Below are 12,442 nucleotides of genomic sequence, written 5' to 3' on the forward strand. Positions count from 1 at the left end.
ATGAAGGGCAAATTCATAGGCAGCTGTCGGTCGATGAGGTTTTTTAGGCCACTGGGCACACTAAAATAGTATAGGGGAAAAGACCAGATGATCACATCAGCGGCAATGATTTTTGGTAGTATGTGTTCCATATCATCGGAGATAACGCATTTCCCCGGTGTTTTATTCCAACAAGCAAAACAACCAAGGCAGCTCTTGATGTTGGCTTTTGCCACATGGACAATTTCTGCGTCTACCCACTGGGCACCCTTTAAAAAAGCCTGCGTGAGACACATTGTATTGCTTTGCTCCATCTTTGGTGAACCATTTAGAACGAGAATTTTCATTTCATCTGTGCCTCCTTTTCTAATAATGCAATGGCTTTATCTGCCCAATTCACGCCGGCTTCGTAATAGGATTCTCCATAAAGCACTGCGATTTTCCAGTAAATTGATTTTCTTTCATCGCAAACCATTTCGTCATATTCTGAGATTGCGTTATGGGCTTCCCCAAGACCTTGGCCAGCCTCCAAGCATTTTTCACGATACTTACGAAGCAATTCCAGTGATTGCTGGGTGGTGGTTTCTCCTGAAAAGAAAATCCGCATCAAAAATGCACTTTTTACCCGCATGGCATCGGAAATATGGGCTTCCCCTAGGGATAACCAGTTTGCAAGTTCTTTTTTTCCGCTATCTGTTATGGTGTACATCCGCTTGTTTGGTTTTTCGCTTTGAATGATACGTTGGCTGCTCAACCAACCCTTCGTTTCCATAGCATCCAGTTCTCGATAAATTTGGCTGGTTTTTGCTTGCCAGAAAAAAGATAAGGAAGCATTAAATGCTTTATCCAGTTCATACCCTGTCATAGATGAATAATTGAGAAGTCCCAGTAGACCATGTTTTAGCGACACATTAACACATCCTTTTGTTGTATATTCTATAAGTTGAATATACAACAAAAGCGAATGATTGTCAATAGGGTGTAATTTATGTTTAGAAACTTTAGGCAGGACTTTTTTATGATTCGTCTATTGATATATATGGCTAGTTAAGAGTAGCCACAAAAAAAGAACTATTTTGAGGTTATATTTATTTTAGAGATTGGAGTGGAGAAGATTTTTTGTATTTCTAGCAAGTAGAGAGAAACAAAATTTAGTAATGTAAATTCAGCACAAAAAAAGCCGTAGTATAAAAAATCCTACGGCAAATTTTAAAATTTCTTTACTTAATAATAAATAATCTCATGGTGGCTCTCAGTGCTTTAGATGACGGGTATTTTAACTATACTTACTGATATCTTCCATGGTGATGCCGGGGTGAAGGGCAATATTAATGCCATTGGCGATGATATTAGAAAGTCGGTCTATGACTGCATCCACTTCTTTGGGTGTTACAAACATATTTTCTGTATAAGGATCAAGAATTTCAGTAATCATAGTATATTTTTCTTCTTCCTCTAAATCTTGCAGCATGCGGTAAAAGTCTGTTCCTTTTTTTGTTTGTTCAATCATACTGCCTAGGATTCGATCCATAGTATCGTTTACCAATGTTGCGGCATCTACCACTGTGGGCACACCAATGGCGATAACGGGAATACCCAAGGTTTCTTGACTCAGCATCATTCGTTTATTGCCAACGCCGGCACCGGGTGAAACACCTGTGTCAGACATTTGTATGGTTGCATTGATACGGCTGGAACGTCTTGCTGCAAGGGCATCAATGGCAATTAAAAGGGTAGGCTTTACTTTTTCCACCAATCCTTTAATAATTTCTCCTGTTTCAACCCCTGTAAGTCCCATGACACCGGGACTGATTGCAGCCACAGGGCGCACAGTTCCTTCGATTTCTTCAGGTAGGGAGCCCTGTAAATGGCGTGTAACTAAGATGCGGGAAATAACCTTTGGCCCCAAGGCATCAGGAGTAATGTTCCAGTTTCCAAGCCCGGCTACAAGAATACAATCATCTTCCTTGGTTTTTGACAGCTTACGCAGTTGTTCTGCCAAAAGCTTGATAATTACCTCATGGCAATCAACGGCATTTTCTTTTAGTTTTTGGGATTCAATGGTGATATATTCTCCTTTGGGTTTTCCCATTGCTTTACTGCCTGCGTCATTTATAATACTTACCTTTGTTAATGTGTAGCAATCTCCTTCTTCCGTTTCTACTTTAACACCGTTGGGTTCGTCTTCTCTTTTTTCTTGGGATTCCTGAATTAGTTCTCTTGCCTCAATGGCTAAGTCAGTTCTAACTTGAAATGTATTTTTTTCATCCACTTTCTTCAAATTTCCCACCGTCCTTCCTGCTTTTTCCCTTATTTTTTCCCTCCAATTGAAATATATTCATTGACTTATTTTCATTCATCGGGTAGAATATATGGTGTTGAATTAACCAAGGGATTTAAGACATAAAATATCCCAAGCCGTGTCGTAGGAGATGAAGCTCCTTAAAGGTGGTTAATATTGTAGTAATAAAAAGCGATATTCCCCAATATCGGAAACCACAGAAAATGAATGATTTAACTAGGAGGAAAACACAGTGGCAAATATTAAATCCGCTAAGAAAAGAATTAAAGTAATCAGCAAAAAAACTTTGAGAAATAAAATGATTAAGTCTCAGGTAAAAACAGCAATGAAAAAAGTAATCGTTGCAGTGAATGCAGGCGATAAGGACATAGCTTCCGCAGCTTTGAAGAACGCTACCTCTGTAATTGACAGAGCATATATGAAGGGCATCTATCACAAGAATGCAGTTGCTAGAAAAAAATCTTCTTTAACAAAATTGGTTAACAGCCTGTAATTTTTTATGTCCTAAAGGGATGCCCTATGTATGATTGGGGTATCCCTTATTTTATTGAAAATACATTTTATTAAATACTCATTTTATTATGTGCAAAGTTTTGTGTAAGTTGCGTGCATTTGGATGAAATTGCTTGCTATCACAAAACTTAAAAAACTTGGAGGTATCTTATGGATAGCAGAATCGAAAAAGTAATGGAAAACCATCATAAGGGTTATAATTGTTCTCAGGCAGTGGCGTGTGCCTATTGTGATTTGTTTGGCGTGGAGGAAAAAGAGGCCTTTCGGGCTGTTGAGTGTTTTGGCCGTGGAATGGGGATTATGGGTCCTTGTGGGGCTGTTTCAGCCATGGCATATTTGGTAGGGCTAAAGATTTCCGATGTCGACTTGGAAAAGCCAAGGAGTAAAATTAGTAGCTATAACACATTAAGGCCCATGACTCAAGCTTTTATTGACAAAAATCAATCCTTGGAATGCAGAACCTTAAAAGGGATGGATACAGGGGTTGTATTGCGTAGCTGCCCGGGATGTATGCAGGACGCAGCAGAAATTATTGAATCGCATCTTTTAAATGAGGGCAAATGATAGCTGAAATTTTGTTTGGAATGGATTCCACCGGCATATGATAAGCATATCCAGTGGGATTTTTCTTTCATAATGATTTTTTACTAAAGATGTGGTATAATAAACCTATGGTTAATACTGGTGAATTGTTTGCTTTTTTACCAAAAACATTCTGGATTTTCGTTATTTTGAAGCAAGTCTATTTTTTATTGAATGCTTACGCAGATATATTGATGGTGAATTGGGAAAAAATAAGATTAGATTTGTTGGTTTTTTTAGTTCGTAGATGAAAGAGTCAAAAACAGTGTTCATTTTGTGAGGATAGAGCTGGAGCAAAAGGAGGACTTTTATGAATATTGTGGATATAATTATAAAAAAAAGAGAAGGCAATCGATTATCAAATGAAGAAATTTCGTATTTTGTAAAGGGTGTGACAGATGGCAGTCTGCCTGACTATCAAATAGCCGCTTTTTTGATGGCAGCTTTTCTAAAAAAAATGGATGCAGAAGAGACTGCATCTTTAACCATGGAAATGGCTCAATCCGGCGGGATGTTTGACTTTTCGCAAGTAGAAGGCTTTAAGGCTGATAAACATAGCACCGGTGGTGTTGCGGATACAACGACGTTAATTTTAGCGCCTTTGGTGGCCTCCGTTGGTGTTCCTGTGATAAAAATGAGTGGGCGGGGGTTAGGTTTCTCTGGAGGTACCATAGACAAGCTGGAATCTATCCCTGGTTTTCGTGTAGATGTAAATGAAAAAGAGGCCATTGCTTTTGCAAAAGAAAGCAATATCGTATTAATGAGCCAAACGGATGATTTGACCCCGGCGGATAAAAAGTTATATGCCCTGCGGGATGTAACCGGAACGGTAGATAGCATTCCTCTGATTGCAGCCAGCATTATGTCCAAAAAAATTGCGGCAGGAGCTGATGGCATTGTTTTAGACGTAAAATGTGGAAGTGGTGCCTTTATGCAGAACATGGAATCGGCAGAAACCCTTGCGTCAATTATGGTGGAGATGGGGCGTCATGTTGGGAGAAAAGTTACTGCTGTTATTAGTGGTATGGATCAGCCTTTGGGCATGAATATTGGCAACAGCTTGGAAGTAATAGAAGCAATTGAGGTTTTAAAAGGAAATGTTGGCGGTGATTTGTTGGAAGTTTCCCTCACTTTGGGGGCTTACATGATTCTGATGGCTGGGCGTGTAAATAGCTTAGAACAGGGTAAATACTTACTACAGCACCACATTAAAAATGGCATGGGTCTGGATAAATTTCGAGAGCTTTTGGTACAGCAAGGCGGTAATCCCGATATCATTGATGATTATTCTTTATTGCCTTTAGCTCCATGTAAAGTGACTGTTTTTGCAAAAGAAGAGGGTTACTTAAATCATATGAACACTGCATTGATTGGCAGGGCCTCCTTAGAAACTGGTGCAGGGCGTGCTTATAAGGAGCAACCTTTGGATTTCGGCGCAGGGATTATTATGAAAAAGCGCTTGGGTGATGACGTGAAAGTCGGAGAGCCATTGGCGGAGATTTTTGCAGCCAGTGATGAAAAGTGTGAAAATGCAGCGAAATATTTACAGCAAGCAATTACAATTGGAGGAGAGAAGCAACCTTTGCCTCCATTGATTTTGAAAACGATTTAAATATGGAAAGGAAGATGCTTATGAAAAGAGCAATTATTGTTGTTTTAGACAGTGTTGGAATCGGTGAATTACCTGACGCTAAGGATTTTGGTGATGTTGGCAGCAATACCTTGGTTAACATCAAGAAGGTGCGCCCACAGACAGAATTGAAAAATATGAGTAACCTGGGTTTGGGCAATATTCAAGGTGAGGATATTCACCTTTTGGGCAAAACGGATTCACCTCAGGGTGCATTTGGTAAAATGGCTGAAAAATCCATAGGAAAAGATACCACCACAGGTCATTGGGAAATGGCTGGAATCATTACAGAAAAGCCCTTCCCTACCTTTACCCAAACAGGTTTCCCTAAAGAGGTGATGGATGCCTTTGAGCAGGCTATTGGAACAAAAACACTGGGAAACATAGCGGCATCCGGCACCCAAATTATTCAAGATATAGGCGCACAGCATGTAAAGACTGGCTATCCCATTGTTTATACCTCTGCGGACAGTGTTTTTCAAATTGCAGCTCATGAGGAAGTGATTTCCCTGGAAATGCTTTATGAGATGTGTGAAAAAGCAAGAAAAATATTGACTGGAGAATATGGTGTTGCCCGTGTTATTGCCCGTCCCTTTGTGGGAGAGGAAGGTAATTACACAAGAACCAAAAACAGAAGAGACTTTTCTTTGCCGCCTACAGGGACTACGATTTTGGACTTGGCTAAGGAAAAAGGATTAAATGTGACTGCAGTTGGCAAAATAGAGGACATTTTTGAACACAGAGGCATTACCCGTGCTGACCATACCACAAATAATAATGATGGTATTGAGAAAACTATTTTTTATGCAAAAGAGGAATTTGAAGGAATTCTCTTTACAAACTTGGTGGATACTGATATGATTTATGGCCACCGCAATGATGTGGAAGGCTATGCAGGGGCTCTGGAGTATTTTGATAGTAAGCTACCTGAAATTATTGCACAAATGAAGGAAGAGGATATTCTCTTTATAACAGCCGACCATGGATGTGACCCTACTACCCCAAGTACAGATCATTCCAGAGAGTATGTGCCCTTACTGGTATATGGGAAAAAGATAAAAGCAGGTGTGGATTTGGGCGTACGTAAAACCTTTGCCGATTTGGGTCAGACAATTTCTGATTATCTGGGATTAAATGCAAACTTTGAAGCAGAGAGCTTTTTAAATGAGATTTTGAAGTAAATGATTTGGATGAGAAGGGGATCGAGAATGGGGGAGCCTCTGAAAAAAAGCTTAAATCAATCTTATGGTCTGTTGAAAGCTTTTAGGGTCATTTTTCTTGAAGAACCTTCGGAATCCAAGCTTTTCGTTCATAAAATAAGTATTATACAGAAGGAGGCGGTTACATTGAATCGCCTTCTTTTTTTGCTTACAGGATATTTATTTAAAAATAATTTTTATCCGTTTTTGAAAATGTCAATAAAAACTAAGTGACAATTAAAGCTTATGGGTGTACAATCAAAAAAAAAGACGAAAGGATGAAAAAAATGGATAAAAAAATCACTATTCGCCTGGCTTCTGCTTCTGATGCAGAACGGATTTTGGCTATATATGCTCCTTATGTTACTGATACGACAGTTACCTTTGAATATGAAGTTCCGTCGGTGCAGGAATTTGCTTTCCGCATTGTTAATATACTGCAAAAATACCCTTATTATGTAGCTTTAGTGGACGGAGAAATCGCAGGGTATTGCTATGCGGCTCCTTTTCGTGGACGTGCTGCCTATGATTGGTCAGTGGAAACAACGATTTATATTAAACAGGATTTTCGTGGCTACGGGTTAGGTTCCATGCTTTATTCTGCACTTGAGGAAACATTAAGAACCCAAGGTGTTTTGACTATGATTTCCTGTATTGCTTATCCAAACCCTCCCAGCAATGCTTTCCATGAAAAAATGGGTTTTCGCAAGGTCGGTCATTTTTCCCAAAGTGGATATAAGCTTGGACAGTGGGTAGACATTGTTTGGCTGGAGAAACATATTGGAGAACACAATGAAATTCCTTCGCCTGTAATTCCTTTTTCAATCTTGGGGAATAATGAGTAGGCTTAGTTTAGGACATGATAGGATTCTTAAACGAAAAAGTCATGCTGGTTGTAATAAAAATCAGCAAACATAAATTGAAACGCCTTGCAATTTGCAGGGCGTTTCAATTTTATATAAAGAAATATACAATTTTAGTTTTTAAAAAAACAGATTCCTATAAAATTAATTTGTACTCATTTCATCAATCAAGCGATTTTTTAATTGAGATAATTTTTCAGACAAATCCACAGGAACAATGTGCGGGTTATTTAAGCGTAAATGCTCGTCCCAAAGAGAGTCCTTTTCTCTGTTGCAAAATCCCTGAATATCCATGGTTTCCGGTGATTCATATACTTGCTTCCCGTCAATAAAAATTGGTACCAAAAGTTCTTTTACATAGAAAGTACCAGCTTCCAATTTCATTTTACGCCATTTGGCGTTACTATCACGAATGATCATATCTTGATTCTCATCTATGGTTTCATGTTCCAAGGCAATTAAATCAGCTTTGATTTTATCTGTGTTTTTATCATAAAAGCGAAAGACCTTTTTAATTCCGGGATTGGTCACCTTTCCAGGGTTATTGGACAGCTTAATTTTGGGGATAAACGTACCATCTTCATCTTCTTCGGCGGCTAGTTTATACACTCCGCCAAAGGCAGGACAATCGTCACTGGTGATGAGTTTTGTTCCAACTCCCCAGAGGTTGATTTTTGCTCCTTGGGATTTTAAGCTGGCAATCAGGTTTTCGTCCAAATCGCTGGAGGCGCTGATGATTGCATCTCCAAAGCCAGCTTCCTCCAGCATAACCTTTGCACATTTTGAAAGATATGCCAAGTCTCCGCTGTCCAGTCGGATGCCATATTTTCCCTTAAGCACTCCTGCTGCTTTCATTTCCTGAAATACTTTAATGGCGTTGGGAACACCGTTTTTTAGCGTATTATAAGTGTCTACCAGCAGTAGGCAATTATCTGGGAATAGCTTTGCATAAGCACGAAACGCTGTAATTTCGTTTGGAAAGCTCATAACCCAACTATGGGCATGGGTGCCCTTTACTGGTACATCAAACAATTTCCCTGTTAAAACATTACTTGTGCCACAGCATCCGCCTATGACTGCCGCTCTTGCCCCTAAAACACCGGCATCAGGCCCTTGGGCGCGACGTAAGCCAAACTCCATAACGGGATCCCCTTGGGCAGCCCAAACAACACGAGAGGCCTTTGTAGCAATGAGGCTTTGGTGGTTTATAATATTTAATAGCGCAGTCTCAAGAAGTTGTGCTTCAACAATAGGAGCTTTTACACGCAATAATGGTTCATGGGGAAACACAACTGTTCCTTCGGGAATTGCATAAATTTCTCCTGAAAATCGAAAATCTCTCAAAAAGTCAATAAAATCCTCTGTAAACAAATGAAGACTTGTTAAATAATCAATGTCATCCTTGGTAAAGCGCAGCCCATTGATATATTCGATGACCTGCTGCAAACCTGCGGTTACGGCGTATCCATTTCCGCTTGGGTTTTTTCTGTAATAAAGATCGAACACTACTTTTTTGTTGTAGGCCCCAGTTGTAAAATAACCCTGCATCATAGTCAATTCATACAGGTCAGTTAACAGAGCCAAATCTCGTCCTTTCATAGCTGATTTCTCCTTCATTTTTTCCTATCTGCAGGAACAATTAACAAACACTAGTATTATACACAATTTAAAGTAATAAAGCAAATTTTTCCACACATCAGTTCTTTATACAATATTTCTAATGATTTGTCTATGATGAACAAATTATACATGAGATTTTAATGCAATATGCTTAAATACAGTTGGCTTTCATCATTTTTTTTATTATAAAATACATTGCGTTGGTTTTTCAGTGGGAAAAGTCTTTGCTTTATTATATACCCAAGTACTGGCGCCACATGGGGGTGGGAATGCATCTATGTAAAAAGTGTATACTGTACCGATGTACACAACATACTTGCAAAAAACAGAGAAAAAACTGCAAAAAACCCTTTACTTCTTTTTAGGCACAATGTATAATGCTAACGTATAAGAAAAAACACAATGAAGGAGACAGTATATATTTTCAACATGATTTCAGAGAGTTGGGGCTTGGTGAGATCCCTTCGTCATAGAAAATATAGAAAATCACTCCGGAGTGGCAGTCCAAACGGTTTTTTACCTAGTAGGCGCTGTCGTTTGCCCGCGTTAAGGGTCGGCGTCATTAAATTGTGATGCTTAGAGTGGATGGCATAATTGCTGTCAAATCAGGTGGTACCGCGAACCCTTTCGTCCTGTGTAGGATGCAAGGGTCTTTTTTCGTTTCAGGCAGTAATAAAATCCACGTTTTGCATTACTTTTTCCAATTTTGCTAAAAAAGTGAATGGTACTTTAGAAACTAGTCAAAAATGGAAGAGTATGTGTATTTTATGCTTCATGCAAACACCACCCTTTTCATTTGAAAAATAGTGTATTTATAAATGAAGTTAAGGAGGAATTCATATGTATGACAAAGTGCCAACCAATATGAACTTTGTGGAAAGAGAAGTTCAAGTAGAAAAATTTTGGAAGGAAAATGATATTTTTGGTAAGAGCATTAAGGCTAGAGAGGGTGCTCCCGTTTTTACTTTTTATGATGGCCCCCCTACGGCAAATGGCAAGCCTCACATCGGCCATATCATCACCAGAGCGGTAAAGGATTTGATTCCACGCTATAAAACCATGAAGGGCTATAAGGTTTTGAGAAAAGCAGGTTGGGATACCCATGGTTTACCTGTTGAATTGGAAGTAGAAAAGGCTTTGGGCTTGGATGGCAAGCCACAAATTGAAAAATACGGTGTAGAGCCTTTCATTGCAAAGTGTAAGGAAAGTGTTTGGACATACGAACAGGAATGGCGCTCCATGAGTGATCGCGTTGGCTTCTGGGCGGATATGGATCATCCATATGTAACCTATCATAATGAATATATTGAGTCTGAATGGTGGGCTTTAAAGAAAATTTGGGATAAAGGACTCCTTTACAAAGGTCATAAGGTTGTTCCTTATTGCCCTCGTTGTGGAACGGCTCTTTCTTCTCATGAAGTGGCTCAGGGCTATAAAGATGTAAAAGAAACCTCTGCTATCGCAAAATTCAAGGTGGAAGGCAAAGACAATGAGTACTTCTTAGCTTGGACAACAACTCCTTGGACATTGCCTTCTAACATTGCATTAACAGTAAATGCAAAGGAAACTTATGCAAGAGTAAAATATCAGGACTTTACTGCAATTATGGCTGAAGCCCTTCTGGATGACGTTCTGGGTGAAGGCAACTATGAAGTTTTGGAAACGATGAAAGGCCAAGCATTGGAATATATGCGTTATGAGCCTCTATTTAGCTTCTTAGAGAATGATCCCAAGGCTTTCATCGTAACTTGTGATCCTTATGTAACCTTAACAGACGGTACTGGTATTGTTCACTCCGCTGGTGCATTCGGTGAGGATGATGCCCGTGTTTGCCAGAAATATGGTGTTCCTTTCCGTCAGTATGTTGACAGCCAAGGCCTTATGACTGAGGAAACAGGCCCCTTTGCCGGATTGTTTGTGAAGGATGCAGATGCAAAGGTAATTGAGCAGATGGAACAGGATGGCTCTTTGTTTGCCGCAATTCCTTTTGAGCATAACTATCCTTTCTGCTGGAGATGTGATACACCTCTCATCTACTATGCAAGAAGCACATGGTTTATCAAAATGACAGCTTTAAAGGATCAATTGGTGGCAAATAACCGTACCATCAACTGGTATCCCGATAATATCAAGGAAGGCCGTTTTGGTAATTTCTTAGAAAATGTAATTGACTGGGGTCTTTCTCGTGAACGTTATTGGGGCACGCCATTGCCCATCTGGGAATGTGAATGTGGGCATAGACACACCATCGGCAGCATTGCTGAATTGAAAGAAATGTCCCCTGATTGCCCTGAAAATATCGAACTGCATAAGCCTTTTATTGACGCAGTGCATATCGTTTGCCCTGAATGCGGTAAGTTGATGACCCGCGTTTCCGAAGTAATCGACTGTTGGTTTGACAGTGGTGCAATGCCCTTTGCACAGTGGCATTATCCATTTGAAAATAAAGACGTTTTTGAAGAAAATTTCCCTGCTGACTTTATCAGTGAGGCGGTTGACCAGACCCGTGGTTGGTTCTATACACTGTTGGCGGTAAGTACACTGCTGTTTGACTGTGCTTCCTTCAAAAACTGTATCGTGCTTGGTCATGTTCAGGATAAGAATGGTCAAAAGATGAGTAAGCACAAAGGCAATGTTGTTAACCCTTGGGAAGCGTTGAATAAGCAAGGCGCTGATGCTGTTCGTTGGTATTTCTACGCAAATAGTGCACCTTGGCTCCCTAGCCGTTATTATGATGAAGCAGTTAGTGAAATGCAGAGAAAATTCATGGGTACTCTTTGGAATACCTATGCGTTCTATATCCTTTATGCAAATATTGACCAGTTTAACCCAACCAAGTATCAACTTGAGTATGACAAACTTCCTCCTATGGATAAATGGATTTTGTCTAAGCTGCAAACCCTGAACAAATTTGTGGATGAAAGCTTGGAAGGATATAAATTGACAGAGCCTGCTAGAGCTATGGCTGAATTTGTAGATGCTTTATCCAATTGGTATGTTAGAAGAAGCCGTGAACGTTTCTGGGCAGAAGGTATGGAGCAAGATAAAATTAATGCATATATGACCCTATATACTGTACTGGAAACTATGTGCAAGCTTGCATCACCATTTACACCTTTTATCACCGAAGAAATCTATGGAAACCTTGTGAAAAAGGCTGACCCTACTGCGCCTGAAAGTGTTCACCTTTGTAATTGGCCAGAATATCAAGCAGATTGGGTAGACGCTGATTTGGAAAGCAATATGGACTTTGTTTTAAAGGTTGTTGTGGAAGGCCGTGCAGCAAGAAATACGGCAAACATGAAGAACCGTCAGCCTTTGGGAATGATGTATGTAAAATCTGAAAAAGAATTGCCTGAGCTTTACCGTAACATCATCACAGAGGAATTGAATGTGAAAGGCCTGACTTTTACAGATAATGTGGAAGACTTTACTGCATATACCTTCAAGCCTCAGTTGAGAACTCTGGGCAAAAAATACGGAAAGCTGGTACCTGCAATCGGCACTGCTTTGAAAGAAGTTGAAGGGGCAGCGTTTATGGCCACACTGCGTGCAGATGGAAAGGCAACCCTTACTGTAGAGGGGGAAGAAATTGTTCTGGAAATGGATGATGTTTTGGTAGATACCTCCGAAAAAGACGGCTTCGTTTCCAGCGGCGACAATAACCTGACAGTAGTTTTGGATACTAACTTGACACCTGAATTGGTTGAAGAAGGCTTTGTTCGTGAAGTTGTAAGTAAAATTCAAACCATGC

At 39.8% G+C, this 12,442-nt stretch carries 10 protein-coding genes and 1 other annotated feature; of the genes, 6 read left to right on the forward strand and 4 right to left on the reverse strand.

Annotated elements, in window-relative coordinates; all coding sequences use genetic code 11:
• The 3 genes from RTK36_RS04835 to gpr all read right to left on the reverse strand — a co-directional run.
• A partial coding sequence (locus tag RTK36_RS04835) for a flavodoxin family protein (protein ID WP_312044865.1) occupies window positions 1-326 on the reverse strand: 326 nt, incomplete at its 3' end.
• Window positions 323-889: a PadR family transcriptional regulator gene (locus tag RTK36_RS04840; protein WP_312044867.1), complete on the reverse strand. Its 567-nt coding sequence runs from the start codon at window positions 887-889 to the stop codon at window positions 323-325. The genes RTK36_RS04835 and RTK36_RS04840, both read right to left, overlap by 4 nt.
• A 366-nt stretch (window positions 890-1,255) precedes the next feature.
• Complete coding sequence (gene gpr / locus RTK36_RS04845; protein ID WP_312044869.1) at window positions 1,256-2,269, reverse strand: GPR endopeptidase; 1,014 nt, start codon at window positions 2,267-2,269, stop codon at window positions 1,256-1,258.
• 244 nt (window positions 2,270-2,513) lie between these two features.
• Here gpr and rpsT point away from each other — a divergent pair, with 244 nt between their 5' ends.
• The 5 genes from rpsT to RTK36_RS04870 all read left to right on the forward strand — a co-directional run bounded on the left by rpsT (window position 2,514) and on the right by RTK36_RS04870 (window position 7,050).
• Window positions 2,514-2,774, forward strand: a complete 261-nt coding sequence (gene rpsT, locus RTK36_RS04850) for a 30S ribosomal protein S20 (RefSeq protein WP_066047813.1) — start codon at window positions 2,514-2,516, stop codon at window positions 2,772-2,774.
• 170 nt (window positions 2,775-2,944) lie between these two features.
• Complete coding sequence (locus RTK36_RS04855) at window positions 2,945-3,358, forward strand: C-GCAxxG-C-C family protein (RefSeq protein ID WP_312044871.1); 414 nt, start codon at window positions 2,945-2,947, stop codon at window positions 3,356-3,358.
• Window positions 3,359-3,686: 328 nt separating this feature from the next.
• Window positions 3,687-4,988: a thymidine phosphorylase gene (locus RTK36_RS04860; RefSeq protein ID WP_312044873.1), complete on the forward strand. Its 1,302-nt coding sequence runs from the start codon at window positions 3,687-3,689 to the stop codon at window positions 4,986-4,988.
• A gap of 20 nt (window positions 4,989-5,008) precedes the next feature.
• Window positions 5,009-6,187, forward strand: coding sequence for a phosphopentomutase (locus tag RTK36_RS04865; protein WP_312044875.1), 1,179 nt, complete (start codon window positions 5,009-5,011; stop codon window positions 6,185-6,187).
• A 305-nt stretch (window positions 6,188-6,492) separates the two neighbouring features.
• Complete coding sequence (locus RTK36_RS04870; RefSeq protein WP_312044877.1) at window positions 6,493-7,050, forward strand: GNAT family N-acetyltransferase; 558 nt, start codon at window positions 6,493-6,495, stop codon at window positions 7,048-7,050.
• 162 nt (window positions 7,051-7,212) lie between these two features.
• Here the strand turns inward: RTK36_RS04870 and RTK36_RS04875 are convergent, their stop codons facing one another.
• Complete coding sequence (locus RTK36_RS04875; RefSeq protein ID WP_312044879.1) at window positions 7,213-8,667, reverse strand: nicotinate phosphoribosyltransferase; 1,455 nt, start codon at window positions 8,665-8,667, stop codon at window positions 7,213-7,215.
• A gap of 414 nt (window positions 8,668-9,081) precedes the next feature.
• Window positions 9,082-9,326: a binding site (T-box leader), on the forward strand.
• Between the two features lie 202 nt (window positions 9,327-9,528).
• Here RTK36_RS04875 and ileS point away from each other — a divergent pair.
• The coding region (gene ileS, locus RTK36_RS04880; protein ID WP_312044881.1) for an isoleucine--tRNA ligase at window positions 9,529-12,442 on the forward strand (2,914 nt) is incomplete at its 3' end.

The sequence above is a fragment of the Anaerotignum sp. genome (genome assembly GCF_031981185.1).
Taxonomy (GTDB): Bacteria; Bacillota; Clostridia; order Lachnospirales; family Anaerotignaceae; genus Chakrabartyella.